The organism is Vibrio ostreicida, from assembly GCF_013074385.2.
GTDB lineage: Bacteria > Pseudomonadota > Gammaproteobacteria > Enterobacterales > Vibrionaceae > Vibrio > Vibrio ostreicida.
The window spans coordinates 292,351-308,814 of the sequence record NZ_JABEYA020000001.1; the positions used below are offsets into that span (position 1 = coordinate 292,351).

General features: G+C 46.8%; 15 protein-coding genes and 1 tRNA gene. 14 read left to right on the forward strand and 2 right to left on the reverse strand.

Annotation, left to right across the window (positions count from 1 at the left end; genetic code table 11):
• The first annotated feature begins 187 nt into the window (after nt 1–187).
• The 3 genes from fadI (at nt 188) to HLM86_RS01295 (ending at nt 4,269) form a co-directional block, all read left to right on the forward strand.
• Nucleotides 188–1,495, forward strand: coding sequence for an acetyl-CoA C-acyltransferase FadI (gene fadI / locus HLM86_RS01285; RefSeq protein ID WP_076585395.1), 1,308 nt, complete (start codon nt 188–190; stop codon nt 1,493–1,495).
• Nucleotides 1,495–3,615 (forward strand): fatty acid oxidation complex subunit alpha FadJ, encoded by a 2,121-nt coding sequence (fadJ, locus tag HLM86_RS01290; protein WP_170882137.1) that lies wholly within the window; start codon nt 1,495–1,497, stop codon nt 3,613–3,615. The genes fadI and fadJ overlap by 1 nt, the downstream gene beginning before the upstream one ends.
• Before the next feature lie 105 nt (nt 3,616–3,720).
• Nucleotides 3,721–4,269, forward strand: coding sequence for an NAD(P)H nitroreductase (locus tag HLM86_RS01295; RefSeq protein WP_170882136.1), 549 nt, complete (start codon nt 3,721–3,723; stop codon nt 4,267–4,269).
• A 43-nt stretch (nt 4,270–4,312) separates the two neighbouring features.
• On the opposite strand, the gene HLM86_RS01300 is transcribed toward HLM86_RS01295, so the two are convergent.
• Nucleotides 4,313–5,188: a LysR family transcriptional regulator gene (locus HLM86_RS01300; protein ID WP_076585389.1), complete on the reverse strand. Its 876-nt coding sequence runs from the start codon at nt 5,186–5,188 to the stop codon at nt 4,313–4,315.
• A gap of 239 nt (nt 5,189–5,427) precedes the next feature.
• Between HLM86_RS01300 and HLM86_RS01305 the strand changes: the two genes are divergently transcribed.
• From HLM86_RS01305 to recR, 6 genes are all read left to right on the forward strand, one after another.
• The gene (locus tag HLM86_RS01305) at nt 5,428–6,528 is read left to right on the forward strand and encodes a response regulator (RefSeq protein ID WP_170882135.1); all 1,101 of its coding nucleotides are present in this window, start codon (nt 5,428–5,430) and stop codon (nt 6,526–6,528) included.
• 331 nt (nt 6,529–6,859) lie between these two features.
• Nucleotides 6,860–7,225: a YbaN family protein gene (locus tag HLM86_RS01310; protein ID WP_170882240.1), complete on the forward strand. Its 366-nt coding sequence runs from the start codon at nt 6,860–6,862 to the stop codon at nt 7,223–7,225.
• Between the two features lie 157 nt (nt 7,226–7,382).
• Nucleotides 7,383–7,928, forward strand: coding sequence for an adenine phosphoribosyltransferase (apt, locus tag HLM86_RS01315; protein WP_076585382.1), 546 nt, complete (start codon nt 7,383–7,385; stop codon nt 7,926–7,928).
• Nucleotides 7,929–7,940: 12 nt separating this feature from the next.
• Nucleotides 7,941–9,971: a DNA polymerase III subunit gamma/tau gene (gene dnaX / locus HLM86_RS01320; protein ID WP_170882134.1), complete on the forward strand. Its 2,031-nt coding sequence runs from the start codon at nt 7,941–7,943 to the stop codon at nt 9,969–9,971.
• Between the two features lie 65 nt (nt 9,972–10,036).
• Entirely contained in the window at nt 10,037–10,366 is a 330-nt protein-coding gene (locus tag HLM86_RS01325; RefSeq protein WP_076585378.1) for a YbaB/EbfC family nucleoid-associated protein, read from the forward strand.
• Between the two features lie 15 nt (nt 10,367–10,381).
• Entirely contained in the window at nt 10,382–10,981 is a 600-nt protein-coding gene (recR, locus tag HLM86_RS01330) for a recombination mediator RecR (protein WP_076585376.1), read from the forward strand.
• A gap of 122 nt (nt 10,982–11,103) precedes the next feature.
• Here recR and folD read toward each other — a convergent pair whose 3' ends face one another.
• The gene (gene folD, locus HLM86_RS01335) at nt 11,104–11,961 is read right to left on the reverse strand and encodes a bifunctional methylenetetrahydrofolate dehydrogenase/methenyltetrahydrofolate cyclohydrolase FolD (RefSeq protein ID WP_076585374.1); all 858 of its coding nucleotides are present in this window, start codon (nt 11,959–11,961) and stop codon (nt 11,104–11,106) included.
• Between the two features lie 200 nt (nt 11,962–12,161).
• Between folD and HLM86_RS01340 the strand changes: the two genes are divergently transcribed.
• The 5 genes from HLM86_RS01340 to HLM86_RS01360 all read left to right on the forward strand — a co-directional run bounded on the left by HLM86_RS01340 (nt 12,162) and on the right by HLM86_RS01360 (nt 16,433).
• A tRNA-Arg gene (locus HLM86_RS01340) sits at nt 12,162–12,238 on the forward strand.
• 380 nt (nt 12,239–12,618) lie between these two features.
• The gene (locus tag HLM86_RS01345; protein ID WP_170882133.1) at nt 12,619–13,512 is read left to right on the forward strand and encodes an N-acetylmuramidase family protein; all 894 of its coding nucleotides are present in this window, start codon (nt 12,619–12,621) and stop codon (nt 13,510–13,512) included.
• A gap of 19 nt (nt 13,513–13,531) precedes the next feature.
• Nucleotides 13,532–14,647 carry a hypothetical protein gene (locus HLM86_RS01350; protein ID WP_170882132.1) on the forward strand — a complete coding sequence of 372 codons (1,116 nt, stop codon included), beginning with the start codon at nt 13,532–13,534 and terminating at the stop codon, nt 14,645–14,647.
• 62 nt (nt 14,648–14,709) lie between these two features.
• Complete coding sequence (locus HLM86_RS01355) at nt 14,710–15,486, forward strand: lamin tail domain-containing protein (RefSeq protein WP_076585368.1); 777 nt, start codon at nt 14,710–14,712, stop codon at nt 15,484–15,486.
• Nucleotides 15,487–15,500: 14 nt separating this feature from the next.
• Nucleotides 15,501–16,433 (forward strand): hypothetical protein, encoded by a 933-nt coding sequence (locus HLM86_RS01360; protein ID WP_076585366.1) that lies wholly within the window; start codon nt 15,501–15,503, stop codon nt 16,431–16,433.
• The last annotated feature ends 31 nt before the right edge of the window (nt 16,434–16,464 follow it).

Consider the following 16,464-nt stretch of genomic DNA (forward strand, 5'->3'; position numbering starts at 1 on the left):
AATTCATCGTTTATGTGCGCGTATTCAAGACTTACGTCAAATGAATATCGTGTTCAGGCGATGTTCATCTGCTTGGGTTAACCTTGCTTTTCGGTCCGAAATCACGTTTATCTAAACACTGGTTTGATTGAGTTAACAATCTGATTACAATGACTCTGGTCTGACCTCTATTCTTAAAGGAGAAATAATGGGCAAACAGGAAGTGAAAACAGGTTCCGGGGAACGGGTCGCAGTCGTCGCTGGTTTGCGTACGCCATTTGCACGCCAAAGTACCGAGTTCAGTCAGGTACCGGCGGTAGACTTAGGCAAAATGTTGGTCAATGAACTGATGGCACGTACCGATATTGATCCCAAGTTGATCGACCAGCTGGTGTTTGGTCAGGTTGTTCAAATGCCAGAGGCGCCGAATATAGCGCGTGAGATTGTATTGGGTACCGGAATGAACATTCACACCGATGCCTATAGTGTGACTCGCGCTTGTGCGACGAGCTTTCAATCTGCGGTGAACGTCGCAGAGAGCATTATGGCCGGGACGATTGATGTCGGCATTGCTGGGGGGGCCGATTCCTCTTCGGTATTGCCGATCGGTGTTTCTAAGAAACTTGCGGCCAACTTATTGGCATTGAGTAAAACAAAAACCATGGGGCAGAAGCTTAAAATCCTCAAAAGCTTATCGTTTAGAGACCTGATGCCAGTGCCACCCGCAGTGGCAGAGTATTCGACGGGGTTGTCTATGGGGCAAACCGCGGAACAGATGGCCAAATCTCACGGTATTAGCCGAAAAGAGCAAGATGAATTGGCGCATCGCTCTCATCTTTTGGCGTCACAAGCATGGAATGACGGCAAGATTGAGGGGGAGGTGATGACAGCCTTCCCAGAGCCTTACAAACAATGGTTAGCGAAAGACAATAATATTCGTCATGACTCAACGGTAGAAGGGTACGCCAAGCTGCGTCCCGCTTTTGACCGTCAGTTTGGCAGTGTCACGGCTGCGAACAGCACGCCTCTCACTGATGGCGCAGCTGCAATCATGTTGATGCGCGAAGGTAAAGCCAAAGAACTTGGTTTAGAGATTATGGGGTATATTCGCTCTTACGCCTTCTCTGCGATTGGTGTGGAAACGGATATGTTGATGGGGCCTTCTTACGCAACGCCAATTGCTCTTGACCGTGCTGGTATTCAACTTTCTGATCTGACGTTAATTGATATGCATGAAGCCTTTGCCGCACAGACTTTGTCCAACGTTAAAATGTTCGCTTCTGATCAATTCGCTCAGAAGAACCTCGGTCGTTCAAAGGCTATTGGGGAAATCGATATGGACAAGTTTAACGTTTTAGGTGGCTCGATAGCCTACGGTCACCCATTTGCAGCAACGGGTGCGCGTATGATCACGCAAACCTTAAGAGAGTTAAAGCGTCGTGGTGGTGGACTGGGTTTGAATACCGCTTGTGCAGCGGGTGGTTTAGGCGCAGCAATGGTTTTGGAGGTTGAGTGATGAGTGAGCAAAAAGCGTTTAATCTAAACATCGATGAGCAAAATGTTGCTTGGTTGTCTATTGATGTGCCCGGCGAGAAAATGAATACTTTGCAAGCGGCCTTTGGTGCGGAGATGGAGGTTATTTTTGGCCAGCTAGAGGCACAATCTCCTCAGGTTAAAGGCTTGGTTATCCATTCCCTTAAACCGGATAATTTTATTGCGGGCGCTGATGTTCGAATGCTTGAAGCCTGCGGCAGTGCGCAGGAGGCTCAAGCTTTGGCTGAAAAAGGCCAGCACATGTTTCAGCGTTTGTCGGACTTGCCTTATCCCGTTGTTGCGGCCATTCATGGCCCTTGCTTAGGGGGGGGATTGGAGCTTGCCTTAGCTTGTGACTATCGTGTGTGCACTCAATCAGACAAAACGCGCTTGGGCTTGCCAGAGGTTCAATTGGGCTTGTTGCCGGGCTCGGGGGGTACGCAGCGCTTACCGCGATTAATTGGTCTGTTACCGTCGTTGGATATGATCTTAACCGGTAAGCAACTCAGAGCTAAAAAAGCGAAAAAGCTTGGAGTGGTTGATGCGGTTGTCCCGGAAAGCATTTTACTCGAGGTCGCTCAGACCTATGTGGAAAAAAATGCTGGGAAGTCGAAGGCAAAACGAAAGCTATCAGCAAAGGAAAAACTGATTGCGAATACTGGACTTGGTCGCAAAGTCATTTTTGAACAGGCAGCGAAAAAGACCCAGCAAAAGACGCGAGGGAACTATCCTGCTGCAGAGAGGATACTAGACGTTATCCGTGTTGGTTTAGAGAAAGGTTTCGTGAGTGGGCAACGAGAAGAAGCACAGCGTTTTGGTGAATTAGTGATGACGCCAGAATCCAAGGCGCTACGTTCCATTTTCTTTGCCACGACCGACATGAAAAAAGACAATGGCAGCGAGGCGCAGCCACTGCCACTTGAACGAGCAGCGGTGTTGGGCGGCGGCCTAATGGGGGCAGGGATTGCTCATGTCAGTCTTGCAAAAGCGAACCTTCCTGTACGACTTAAAGATGTTGCTAATGAGGGGGTTTTCAATGCACATAAGTACAACTATAAGCTGTTTGATAAACAACGTAAGCGACGTATTCTTTCGAAGGCTCAACTGCAGTCAAAGATGCTGATGCTGACGGGCGGCACAGACTTTACCCAATTTAAACATGCTGATGTGGTTATAGAAGCCGTGTTTGAGGATCTGGCCTTAAAACAGCAAATGGTTGCGGATGTTGAAGGGAATGCCAAACAGAGTACGATTTTCGCCACCAATACTTCGTCTATTCCGATTCGAAACATTGCCGAGAAAGCATTAAGGCCACAAAATGTGGTTGGCTTGCATTATTTTAGTCCGGTAGAAAAAATGCCTTTGGTGGAAGTGATACCGCATGAAACCACATCGGATGAGACCATTTCAACCGTGGTCGAATTGGCGCGCAAACAAGGAAAAACCCCGATTGTTGTGAAAGATTGCGCAGGCTTCTTTGTCAATCGGATTCTGGCCCCTTATATGAATGAAGCGGCGCAAGTCTTGATGTCGGGAGAGCCTATAGAGCAACTGGATACGGCATTACTCAACTTTGGGTTTCCGGTGGGTCCCATTACCTTGCTTGATGAAGTCGGTGTGGACATCGGCGCTAAGATAGTCCCGATTTTAGTTGAAGAACTTGGCGAGCGATTTAAAGGGCCTGATGTCTTTAAAACGTTACTGGATGATGGCCGTAAAGGTCGTAAAAATGGTAAGGGCTTTTACACTTATAAAGGCAAGAAAAAGGACGTTGATAAATCCGTATACAAGCTATTGAATCTATCACCTCAGTCAAGTATGGCGGAAAAAGACATCGCTATGCGTTGTGTACTGCCGATGTTAAACGAAGCGGTACGCTGCCTTGATGAAGGCATCATTCGTAGCCCAAGAGATGGCGATATCGGTGCCATATTCGGTATTGGATTCCCTCCTTTCCTTGGTGGTCCCTTCAGGTATATCGATCAAATTGGTATAGCTAAGCTGGTCGAGATCATGAATGAGCATGCTAAAAAGTATGGCGAGAGATTCGCGCCCTGTGATGGGCTACTTACGCGCGCAGGTCTGGATAAATCGTTTTATTGAGAATCCATGGCGGTCATAGACTTCGGCGAACTTAAGGGTTCGCCTTTTTTATTACTCGAGGTTATGATCTGAGTAAACTGACCAAAAGACCAATGAGGATTTTTCATGGATGCGTTAGATTTGTTGCTCAATCGTCGTTCTATTGCCAAGCTTAGAGCGCCGGCTCCAGAGGGGAGCAACTTAGAGAATATTATTCGTTCAGGGTTACGAGCTCCCGATCACGCGGGGCTAACGCCCTGGCGTTTTGTGATTGCTCAGGGGCAGGGGCTGAATCGACTGGCTGACATATTAATGTCCGCAGCTGAACAAGAAAACAGCGAGCAATCAGTGAAAGATAAGTTAAAAAATGCCCCATTTCGTGCTCCAATGGTGATCACCGTTATTGCAAAAGTGACCGTGCATGACAAGGTACCGGCAATTGAACAACATTTGTCAGCAGGATGCGCGGTTCAAGCGATGCAAATGGCAGCCATCGCCCAAGGCTTTCAAGGGTTTTGGCGTTCGGGAAAGTGGATGTTCCACCCAAGCGTAAAGCAGGCCTTTGATCTCAAAGGGGATGATCAAATTGTTGGCTTTCTTTATCTAGGAACGCCTGACTGCACGCCAATGAAAGTCCCTACTCGGGATTTAAGTCAGTTTGTCGAATACCTCTAGAGAGCGCATAAAGGTGAGGGGCTTGATGACGAAGCCCCAAACATTAGTGAATTTTGTCAGCGATGACGAAATCGATAAACAGGCGCACTTTTTCCGGCAAATGGTCTTTATGGTTATAAAGCATATAGATATCACGGGGGTTGGCACTCCATTCTTTTAGAACTTGTATCAGACTGCCGTCCTCCAGGTATTCTTTCAGCATCGCATCGGGCATCAGGGTGATACCTAATCCATCAGAGCACGCGCTGCGCACCACATCGAGAGCATTTGCCTGAAAGCGCCCCTTGTCGTTGTTAATGAATGTTTCACCGTTTGCATTAATCAGTTGCCATTTTAGTAACGGGGCCCCTTTGAGCAGTTGATGATTGTGCAAGTCTTCTGCGTGTTTTGGCGTCAGCTGACTCGCCAAATAGTCAGGGCTTGCAACCAAAATATCTTTGACTGAACTGATTTTTCGGGCAATTAAACTGGAGTCACGCTGGGGGCCGACTCGGAAAATGACATCCCACTCAGTTGGATCGAGTTGATCAGCCTGATTGCTTGTCGTGAGTTCGAGATTGATATCGGGGTAAGAAGCCATGAAGCGATTGAACATCGGCATCATCAATCGCTTGGTTAAATTCGAAGGAGCAGAAATGCGAATTTTTCCCGCGGCGCCTCGGCATTCATCGGTTATTTCTTCGGCGGCAGAGGTCAGTCGATCCAGTAAGGGCGAACATTCACTGTAGAAACGTTCACCCGCTTCAGTAAGAGAAAGCTTTCGTGCATGTCGATTAAGCAGCCTGAGGTTGAGTGACTCTTCTAACGCTTGTATTCGCCGCGTGATTGTCGCAACAGGAATCATAGTTTTGCGTGACGTAGCTGTATAGCTGCCATTTTCAACAACCAGCCTAAACAGGTTAAGATCATCTAATTTCATTATTTCTGACACATTATCTTACGAAGTTGGTTGAATTATATCTATAACAGATATCAACGTCGGAGTCACATCAGCAAGTTCAGCTTTCTGTCAGATTCGTACATATGGTATGCAACAGAGTAACAGAGTGGCAGATTTGTATAAATTCGCTTTCAAGACTACTTTTAAATGAGCGTTTGAAACGCGCATATAAAAACAATAATAAATTGAGCAGTACGTTAAAGTTGTGAGGCAGGTTTATGCATAAAACAATGGAAGTGGCGACAATGCCAATATCCCAATTGGCGGTCAGCCAGAAACGAATTATGGTTGTCGATGATGACCCCGTTTTTCGTAAGATTACCAGCGGATTTTTGAAATCACAGGGGTATCTAGTCACGGAAGCGGGAAACGGGTTAGCTGGGCTTAACTTACTCAGGAGTACCCATCCTGATTTAATCCTATGTGATTTGGCAATGCCCGTGTTAGGTGGCATCGAGTTTGTCGAGGAAGTGAGTCTTGAATATCCCTCGCTTCCTTTGATTGTCGTTTCCGCAACCGATGAAATGTCGGAAGTCGCGAAAGCACTGCGCTTTGGCATCAAAGACTTTCTACCCAAACCCATATCAAATCACCATCATTTGGCGAGTGCGATTGAAAATACGCTTGAGGACTCTGACAATCACTTGTGTGATCAGAGGGATTTTGCCAGTCAGTGGTTTCGTATTGAAAGTGGGGATATGCCTGAAGAACAGGAATTACATTGGCATTTGGAATATTTGCAAGAAAATCCGACGGCGGCGAAAGATTTACTTCATGCGTTGCTTCCAGATAAAGATACATCGCAGGGGGATTGGAAATGCAGTTATCGCCTTTTGCAATCCATCGATGTGATGCCCTTGGTCTTTGATTATGCATGGTTGATGAATGGCCAGTTTGCTTTTTACCTTGTTGATTCTTCGAGCGAAGGTGATTACGGTGCCGCCACCACTTTATTGGTGCGGGCCCTATTCCATGATTACCTGCGTAATTTGAAGTGTTTCAATGCGGATCTTAAAGATATTGTTGATTTACTGGAAAATGGGCTAGCTTGCTCTGAAGCGACGAGCCCCGTCAAAGCATTGTTTGGCGTGGTGGATGTTTCTGAAGGCAGTATGACAATATTACCTGCGGGGTTGGATGGGCAGTGGTCAAACGGTTATTTGTCACAGCATATAGCCGCAGGAGTAAAGTTGGGAGAAAACTGCCGAAAAAACGCGGTGACAACTAACTTGAGTATTCAGTCTGCATGCCAACTGACGCTAAGCTGTCTTGGTTCGAGTAGTTTTAGTCTCGACCTATATCAGGGAGGGCGAGCCTAGTCGCCTAATCCGAAGCGCAAAATAACCCTTGTCTTACTCGGTGTTAATGGTGTGTGGATTAGGGTATAGTCCGCCCAAAAATGGCTCAATCTGTTAACTAAGTTGCAACAGATTGAGGCCACGACTGTAACCAATACGTGAGAGACAAACCATGGCAGATAAAGATTTCAAAGAACCGTACAATATCTTATACTTTTTAGGGTTCATAGCTGCATTATTGATCCCCACACTACCCGCAACATTGACGTGGCTTCGTGTGATGAATGGATACGCCGGCTTCTAACCTAACGCCCAGGAGCAGACCATCAGTTTACAAAGAATTGGCTTAAATATTGTTGGTGGTCTTAGTTTGTGTTTGGGGTTTCTTGGTATTTTTCTACCACTACTCCCGACGACGCCCTTTATTCTCTTATCTAGCGCGTGTTTTATGCGCAGTAGCCCGACGTTTCACCGTTGGCTACACCAACATCAAACCTTTGGCCCAATCCTCGACAACTGGCATCGCCATGGAGCGGTCACGAGTAAGACCAAGCGGCGTGGAGCTATCTGTATGGTGGCCAGTTTTTGTTTTTCTATCTGGCTGGTGCCCCATTGGTGGTTGAAATTTGCACTCATTGCGATGCTGAGCATTTTACTCACATGGTTTATTCGACTCCCTGTGGTTGAGCACCTTGCTGACCAGCCAGAAAATCACTAAAATTAGTCGTAATCGCGCCCGCTTTTAGGTGGGCTTTGTTTTTGCGCTGATAAATCTGGCCATGTAGTATAGATACATTGATCTTGCTTACAATTGACACGAGTCCCAGCCTAAGATATTCGATAGGCTTAAGCCCAGCTAAATTAAGAAACGAATTATGACTACTGACGCTATTTCCCTGATTAAATCGAGCATAAAAAGTATCCCTGATTACCCAAAGCCGGGCATCATTTTCCGAGATGTGACCAGCTTAATGGAAGATGCTCAGGCGTATAAAGCCACTATTGAATTACTGGTGAAGAGATATCGAGCTTTGGGCTTTACTAAGGTTGTTGGTACCGAAGCCCGCGGGTTTCTGTTTGGTGCACCGTTGGCACTTGAACTGGGTATTGGATTTGTTCCGGTGCGCAAGCCGGGCAAGTTACCGCGAGAAACTGTTGCACAATCCTATGAGCTGGAGTACGGGACAGATACGCTTGAAATCCATACTGATGCCATTTCACTAGGTGACAAAGTTCTGATGGTGGATGACCTCTTGGCCACTGGCGGTACGATCGAAGCGACGACAAAGCTGATTCGCCAGCTTGGTGGGGAAGTCGAGCATGCGGCGTTTGTTATTAACTTGCCTGACATTGGTGGTGAAAAACGTTTGGAAGCTCTGAACCTGAATGTTTATAGCCTGTGTGAATTTGATGGTCATTAATCGGAAAGAGTCATGAGTTATCTTGCTTTAGCTCGAAAGTGGCGGCCCAGCCAATTCAACCAAGTGGTTGGGCAAAGCCATGTTTTGACGGCCTTAGAAAATGCCTTAACGCACAATAGATTGCACCACGCGTACTTATTTAGTGGTACTCGTGGTGTCGGAAAAACAACGATAGGTCGCTTGTTTGCTAAAGGCTTAAATTGTGAAACTGGGATCACTGCGACCCCTTGTGGGATCTGTGATACATGTAAAGAAATTGATCAAGGCCGATTTGTCGATTTGTTAGAGATTGACGCAGCGTCTCGAACGAAAGTCGAAGATACTCGCGAGCTGCTGGACAACGTGCAGTACAAACCAGCAAGGGGTCGCTTCAAAGTGTACCTTATTGATGAAGTACATATGCTCTCGCGCCATAGCTTCAATGCTTTGCTTAAGACATTGGAAGAGCCGCCAGAGTATGTGAAATTTTTGCTCGCAACCACCGACCCGCAGAAACTGCCGGTGACGATTCTGTCTCGTTGTTTGCAGTTTCATCTCAAGCCAATCAGCGTTGATCATATCCATCAGCAGCTGTCACATATTCTGGACCAAGAAAAGGTCTCTTCTGAATCAAAAGCTTTGGGTATGATAGCTCATGCAGCCGATGGCAGCATGCGTGATGCCTTGAGCTTAAGCGATCAGGCAATAGCACTGGGCAATGGTCATGTCATGACGGACAGTGTTTCGGCAATGTTAGGGACATTAGATACAGATCAAGCGCTCTCCTTACTGAAGGCGATTAGCAGCCGGCAGCCACAGGTGGTTATAGAAAGCTTGTCTGGTATGGCTGAAAATGGTGTCGATTGGGATGGATTGCTCCAGCAGCTTGCCGCCCAACTCCATCGCTTAGCCCTGTATCAGGCATTACCTGCGACCCTAGATCACACACAGCCTGATGCTGAAAAAATTGCGCTTCTTAGCCGTGATCTCAGCCCTCAAGACGTACAGTTGTATTACCAGATTGTATTGAAAGGTCGAGACGATTTGCGCTTGGCGCCTTCAGAAAAAATCGGGCTGGAAATGGTGGCCTTGAGGATGATGGCATTTCGGCCTTACTCTGCCCCTCAAGCCAATCACATTGATTCTATGATGACGGCTGCCACAGCCACCGATGAACAGCGAACAAGGTTGGCACCTGACAATACTCCGCCGATATCGGTGAAAGTACCAAGAGACCCTTTGCCATCTTCAAACGAAAGTCGATTAGATGGGAAGGAGGAGACTTCATTAGCTCCCACTGGTGAACCGCCAAGGGCACCCGCGCCAGTTCCGCCGATAGGGGAGTCTAGTGTGCCTTCGGTCAGTGGTTTGCGTCATCAACTGCGTTCACAGCGTCAGGGACAACCTCGAGTAAACCGACCAAAAAAGACTGAAGCGACATCTGTGATTGAATCCGATTCCGTTCTTGAGCGTGTTGCACAGCGACACACAGGAAAGGTGCAGGTGTCGCCATTGTCGAACGAACAACCGATGGTCAGTGCTGAATTAGAGAAGAATGAACCGTATCAATGGAGGCCAATCCGCCCTCAAGTACAAAAAGTGAACAACGAGCTCACGCCGACGCAGATCAAAAAAGCGCTCGATCACGAAAAGACGGCAGAGATGGTCCAAAAGCTGGCAGATGAAAGCATTGTGCAAAATGAGTGGGCAAAATTGATTAGTCAGCTAGAAACGGCAAAGATGACTGAGCAATTGGCCCTCAACGCCCACTTTGAGCAGCAAGGCAGCTCTATTATACTGACACTGAGATCGCAACAAGCGCACCTCAACAACGACCGTGCACAAAGCGAGTTGTTGGAGGCACTAAACCGTGTTCTTGGAGAGCCGTGCCAGTTAAGTGTTACTATTGGTGACCAAGGTGAAACGCCGTTGGAATTAAGAGAAAAACTCTATCAGGGTAAGCTGAAACAAGCCTTTATTAGCCTTGAACAGGACAGTTACATTCAGTTTATAACGAAACAGTTTGCGGCACAGATCGATAAAGACAGTGTCAGGCCCGTTTAATGGGGGGTTGAAAACGGTGAGTGTACCCCCATCTACTTATGAAATAACCAGAGAGATAAATCATCATGTTTGGTAAAGGCGGTATGGGCAATTTAATGAAGCAAGCCCAGCAAATGCAAGATCGCATGCAAAAGCTTCAAGAAGAAATCGCAACGATGGAAATCACCGGTGAATCCGGCGCGGGATTGGTGAAAATCACGATCACTGGTAGTCACAGCGTTCGTCGTGTCGACATCGATGAAAGTTTGATGGAAGACGACAAAGAAATGCTTGAAGACTTGATCGCTGCTGCGTTTAACGATGCTGCGCGTCGCGTTGAAGAGACTCAGAAAGAAAAAATGGCGGGTGTGACTGGCGGTATGCAATTACCACCAGGCATGAAAATGCCTTTCTAACTGATTAGGTATCTTATGCGCACCAGTCATATGCTGGAGCAATTGATGGAGGCCTTACGTTGTCTGCCTGGGGTAGGTCCCAAGTCAGCACAACGTATGGCCTTTCATTTGTTACAGCGTGATAGAAAAGGGGGGCTTCACCTCGCCGAAGCCTTGAGTCAGGCAATGACGGAAATTGGTCATTGTCATCAATGCCGAACCTTCACTGAAGATGAAGTTTGCCATATATGTACGAACCCCAAACGTCAGGAAAATGGTCAAATGTGTGTCGTGGAGAGTCCTGCTGACATTGCTGCGGTGGAAGCGACTGGACAATATTCTGGCCGCTACTTTGTGCTTATGGGTCACTTGTCTCCACTTGATGGCATTGGCCCCAGTGATATTGGTTTGGATGTACTGGACTACCGTCTGCGCCACGGTGATGTGACAGAAGTGATTTTGGCGACCAACCCAACCGTAGAAGGTGAAGCGACAGCCCATTACATTGCAGAGTTATGCAAGGCACATCAAGTGCAAGCAAGTCGTATTGCTCATGGTGTTCCTGTTGGAGGTGAACTCGAATTGGTTGACGGCACAACCCTATCCCACTCTTTGTTGGGACGACAGAAGCTGTAAGTTTTTCGGGAATGAAACCACTCGTGAGAGTCGTTTCATTCCACTTCTATGCCAGTCTAAAAAACATGGAACGATTCGGCTGAGAGTGTTGCAGCCCACATGGTTGGAGCGGCTCAAAGAGGTTATTTCGTGTGGAATTGCTCACAGGCAAGTATGGTATTCTCAATGAGAGATGCCACTGTCATGGGGCCCACACCGCCGGGAACCGGAGTGATAAAACTCGCTCTTTCTTTCGCATTTTCATAGTCAACGTCGCCAACTAATTTACCGGTATCGAGGCGGTTGATCCCGACATCGACCACGATTGCGCCGTCTTTAATCCAGTTTCCCGGTACAAAGTTGGGCTTGCCTACAGCGACCACAACCACATCTGCTTGACGGACATGGCTTTCGAGGTCTTTAGTAAACCGGTGACAGGTCGTGGTCGTGCAACCTGCTAACAGTAATTCCAATGTCATGGGTCGACCGACGATGTTCGAGGCACCTACAACCACGGCGTGTTTACCACGGAGATTTATGTTGTAGCGCTCAAGCAATGTAATAATTCCCTTTGGTGTGCACGAACGCAGTTTAGGAATGCGTTGAGCCAAGCGGCCAACATTATAGGGATGAAAACCATCAACGTCTTTTTCAGGATGAATGCGTTCCAAGACCTTTGTCGCATCAATACCTGCGGGCAGTGGGAGCTGAACAAGGATACCGTCAATCTCCGGATCTTCATTTAATGTATCAATGGTATCGAGTAGTACTTGTTGAGGGGTATCGGCGGGCAGATCGAAAGATTTGGAAACAAAGCCAACTTCCTCACAGGCTCTGCGTTTACTTCCGACATACACTTGTGAGGCAGGGTCTTCGCCAACCAGCACGACTGCTAAACCTGGGGCTCTTAAGCCGGCATTGACACGAGCTTTGACCCGGGCGGCAACTTCGGAGCGAACTGTTTGAGAAATGAGTGTCCCATCAATATTTTGCGCAGTCATGTCTTTCCTTTAAATAGAATGGCTATTTAGTTGCGCGCATTGTCGCAAATAAATCGGTAGACATCCATAGGCAAACGTTTGCTTTGGACATTTTTTGGGGAAGTAATGAGTAGCTGACCTTTTTTTAGGCATTCAGATCAGAATGTTAAGAAAAGGTCTTGTGTTAAGATTTTGAACTCGTATAATCCTTTCCCTGTAGCGCGCCCTTAGCTCAGCTGGATAGAGCACGTCCCTTCTAAGGATGTGGTCGAAGGTTCGAATCCTTCAGGGCGTGCCATATTCTATAAGGCCTGACAGCTTATCAAGTTGTCAGGCCTTTGTCGTTTTTGTTACCAAAGGCACGCGAGCGCAAACCCATTATGACGTCGAGAGCGTTGTGCAATGCTTGCTTTCCACGCGTGATGATAAACAAGTTTCTCCCTCTGTATTTTTTGTCCCCTCTCCACCGCGGTGGTAGCCAGCAAGTGAAGCGCGCGATGAATCCCACACTTTGCGTGTTATATGAGCGATCATTGCAAAGTTTACGCGTTGGATCCTCCATTTAGCCAACAGGGTAAAGGATACCCTTTATTCAACCTACTTATCCCGTATTCACCCCGATAATCCCTTCGACTAGGCTGGTAAATTTTCTTTTACCAACAACGTCGAGGAAGGAAAATGAAAAACGTCAAATTGGATGCGTCTGTCGGCGCATCAGGAAACAACCATAGTGAAGATGTACTCGCGATTCAAAAAGCGCTCAATACGATTTCCGATAGCCTTGGTTTTAAATTACCACTTAAAGAAGACGGAAAAATCATTGAAAATCACACTGAATCACCAACGTGCCGAGCGATTGGCGACTTTCAGGTTAAAGTGCTTGGCTTCCAAACTCCGGATTATCGAATTGACGCAGGGGGAAAGAGCCATTACGCACTTGAGAAGGCTTGTGCTAACTCATCAGGAACAAGGTCTTCCCTTTTTCTCCCTTTAATTGAACCCACAACGGGTCTTGAAGCGATTGATTTCAAACATGCGGCGATGGAACTGGATTGTGATGTGGCTGCGATCAAAGCGGTGTCTGCGGTTGAATCTGCAAGCAGTGGTTTTTTTCCATCGGGATTACCAGCGATACTGTTTGAGGCACATATATTCTCCCAATACAGTCAACGCCGTTTTGATGACTCTCACCCGAATATTTCTTCCAAAAAATGGGACCGAACGCTCTACGTGGGCGGAGGCAAAGAATATGATCGTCTGCAAAGAGCGATGGCGCTCGATCGAAGTGCCGCCCTCATGTCTGCGTCTTATGGACGTTATCAAATCATGGGTTTCAACTATAAAGCGGCCGGCTACGAGGACGTAGAAGCGTTTGTGCGTGACATGTTTTTGGCAGAGTCCAACCACCTCAAAGCCTTTGTCTGTTTTATAAAAGCAAACGCCAAGCTACACCGCGCGATCACGTTGCTGGATTGGGCGAGTTTTGCCCGTTACTACAACGGTCCCGCCTATGCTGAAAATCGCTATGACGACAAATTGCAAGCAGCCTATGACACATTCAACGCTCAATAAACCACAAAAAGGGAACCCCATGGATTGGAGACATATAAAAGGAATACTTCGTACTCACGCTAAATCAGTGAGCCTTACGGTGGTCGGGGGGGTGTCTGCGTTAATGATCCCTGTGTGGCAAATCTACTTTGTAGAGACGTCCGATATCAACGTTGAAATCGGAGAGATTAGACGAATCAACTCTGACAATTATCAGGTGGCTCTTGCCACTGAAGAGTTGCAGTTGTTGACTCCGTACATTGATGAAGATCTGTTTTATGGCCTTGAGTTTAACGGTGAGCGAGGAGACAGAATTCGTTATCCGACATTTGATGTTGGCACGTTGGAGAGGGCATATAATAGCGCGAAAGTGGATTTAAAAAATATTGCCCAAACCAAACGTCAACTTTCACAGCATATCATGACAATTGACGCCTATCTTGACCCTGAAAATAGAGAATCCCTCCTAACAGAATTTCGTGTTGGAGAAATGAAAAGTTGGGGGCTTAAGAACTATATTGATGGCGATGAAGCCGTTTATTACGAACATCAGGTGTTATCGATTACCCGCAATTACTCTGACATGACGTTTCAAAGAGGTAAAGGGCCAGCGCTGAATGTGCCTGCATTGAAATTTTTACTCTCTGATGTCAAAGAAGATTTGCAGGAGGTCATTACCACAAATGATGCGACGCTAGAAAAACTGCGTGACAACATGCGTGGTATTGATGCGCAACTTGCCAAAATCAAACGTGAACAGCAAGAATTGTACAGTTTTTTTGAGTTGGATGCGGTGGCCACAAATATTGGCCGAGCGAGTACGTCTCTTCGCCCCATAGGTATGGTGCGGGTCAACATCAGCGATAACAATTATGTGGATGTGAAACTTGAAATGATTGATTTTCAGGAACTCTCTGAAATACCCGCTTCATCCACTCGTTTGTTGAGCTATCGCTCACAGGAACTCCACCAAATGCCAGTAGAAGATCGCAACCTCGTCAATGCATTTTGGGGCAGTACCGGACAGGCACGATTATTAAATTTAGATACAAAAATGCAAGTGTATTCCTCTAACCCGACCGCGTTCGCCTACAACAGCAATCAAAAGGTGCTGTTTGACCACCTCAAAAAAGCGGCAGCGTCATTATCATATTGATACAGCTCGTAGATATTACGGCAACCAATAAACCTTACAGATTAAAACTCAAGGAGAACAATGTGTCCAAAATAGAGAAAAACATACGGGAACTTTTATTGGAAATATTGGCAAAGCTGTCGGAAGGCGGCGTAAAAAGCAAAAATGAAATAGATAACTTCTGGCTCAAACTCAACCAACTTCAAGCGAGGAGTCAGGTGGAAATTCGCCATATTCAATTCCAAGGCGAGGGCGATCCATTTGATGAACATATCGTGCTACATAATCGAGGGGAGTTGACGATAAATATTAGCGGTTGGCGAATTGAGGCGGGTTCACCTGATCAAACTTTTATTTTCCCAGAGGGCAGTTTTCTTTTACCGGATGAAAGCCTTAACGTTGAAACACTGGGTAACGGCCAGTTTTCTTTCGATTCAAATCAACCGATCTGGAATAATCGAGGAGACGTGGCCAGATTGATCGATGCTCAGGGAGCGCTGATATCAAGCTTTGCCTACGGCAATAAAGCACACCAGTACGTAACCATCAGCCATATCCATGTCGATGGGAAGAAATACAGAACCGAAGGCGATGAGTTTGTTGAACTGATTAACCTTTCTGAGCATCGCATTGATCTTGATGGTTGGCAGCTTGAGGCGTTGGGCAATCGATCCAGATTCGTCTTCCCATTCGGCGCAAAACTTGAAGCGTTTACTGGTATTAAAGTCTTCACCCAAAAATCCCCATTAGAGGCCGATGAATACAGTTTTGATAGCACTGTGGCCATTTGGAATAACCAATCAGGTGGGTGCAGATTGTTAGATTATCAGAACAGTGAAGTGTCGAGCTATCACTATTAACAAGAGGGCAAACCGTGGGGAATGAAAAAGCAACGCTGTCTGTGTTACCAACGCCAAACGCTCAAGAGAGTGTTAAGGTGCTGATCATAGAGGGGTATCAAATGCTTGAGTATATTGCCCGCCACGGAGAATTGACGATTGACCCTAAAGTCGCGGCAGGAATATATCGTGCCAATGAGCGTTTCAACGGCAATCAATGGGGGGTGGCCGACGACATGGTTCTTCTGCAATGTTATGACCAGCTCGCGAAACAGATATATCCTGTCACGCTGGAAAGTCTCATCGCCGTTAAACCCCAAATAGAGAGGCGTCAGTGGTTAGCACCAAGTGCTGGCAACGTGATTAACTGGTATCGACGCTATACGGTACTGACTTTAATTCTGTTGTTGATTGTACAAATGTACGCCCTGTTTGGTTATGCACTCACCGATGGGTTGAACGCAAAAAAAGCCACGCTCATGGTCACATGGCCAGACGATGTACAGGCGAATTATCAGCTTTTAAAGGCGTGGAATCGCATATGGTTGTTGGGACAAGCTCTGCCAGTGCCTGCTGAAAGCGCAAGGTCGGTACACCTATCAACCCAACTTATCGCCGCGCAAGGTGTCTTGCAAATGCTACAGATTTATATACTGCCATTAATGTACGGTTTACTGGGCGCCTTTATCTTTGTGCTTCGTAGTCTTTTATATCAAGTGAGAACGCTCACTTACACGGCGAGTCGAGAAGTGGCCTACCGACTTCGATTAACATTAGGGTGCTTAGCAGGCATGATCACAGGCTGGTTAATGAAGCCTGAACTGGGCGATATGACCCTTTCTCCAATGGCCTTGGCGTTCCTATCGGGCTACAGTGTTGACGTACTGTTTACTGTGCTCGATCGCTTCATCGATCAGATACGATATTCCGATTCAGTGGCGAAGGTAGCCCCTCGTTCATCCGATTAAACGCCGCTCCCGCTATTTCTGTCACAATAAG

What these genes read in the sequence shown, in the direction of transcription:
- fadI (WP_076585395.1), top strand. Translation starts at nt 188, where the DNA reads ATGGGCAAACAGGAAGTGAAAACAGGTTCCGGGGAACGGGTCGCAGTC.
- fadJ (WP_170882137.1), top strand. Translation starts at nt 1,495, where the DNA reads ATGAGTGAGCAAAAAGCGTTTAATCTAAACATCGATGAGCAAAATGTT.
- HLM86_RS01295 (WP_170882136.1), top strand. Translation starts at nt 3,721, where the DNA reads ATGGATGCGTTAGATTTGTTGCTCAATCGTCGTTCTATTGCCAAGCTT.
- HLM86_RS01300 (WP_076585389.1), bottom strand. Translation starts at nt 5,188, where the DNA reads ATGAAATTAGATGATCTTAACCTGTTTAGGCTGGTTGTTGAAAATGGC.
- HLM86_RS01305 (WP_170882135.1), top strand. Translation starts at nt 5,428, where the DNA reads ATGCATAAAACAATGGAAGTGGCGACAATGCCAATATCCCAATTGGCG.
- apt (WP_076585382.1), top strand. Translation starts at nt 7,383, where the DNA reads ATGACTACTGACGCTATTTCCCTGATTAAATCGAGCATAAAAAGTATC.
- dnaX (WP_170882134.1), top strand. Translation starts at nt 7,941, where the DNA reads ATGAGTTATCTTGCTTTAGCTCGAAAGTGGCGGCCCAGCCAATTCAAC.
- HLM86_RS01325 (WP_076585378.1), top strand. Translation starts at nt 10,037, where the DNA reads ATGTTTGGTAAAGGCGGTATGGGCAATTTAATGAAGCAAGCCCAGCAA.
- recR (WP_076585376.1), top strand. Translation starts at nt 10,382, where the DNA reads ATGCGCACCAGTCATATGCTGGAGCAATTGATGGAGGCCTTACGTTGT.
- folD (WP_076585374.1), bottom strand. Translation starts at nt 11,961, where the DNA reads ATGACTGCGCAAAATATTGATGGGACACTCATTTCTCAAACAGTTCGC.
- HLM86_RS01345 (WP_170882133.1), top strand. Translation starts at nt 12,619, where the DNA reads ATGAAAAACGTCAAATTGGATGCGTCTGTCGGCGCATCAGGAAACAAC.
- HLM86_RS01350 (WP_170882132.1), top strand. Translation starts at nt 13,532, where the DNA reads ATGGATTGGAGACATATAAAAGGAATACTTCGTACTCACGCTAAATCA.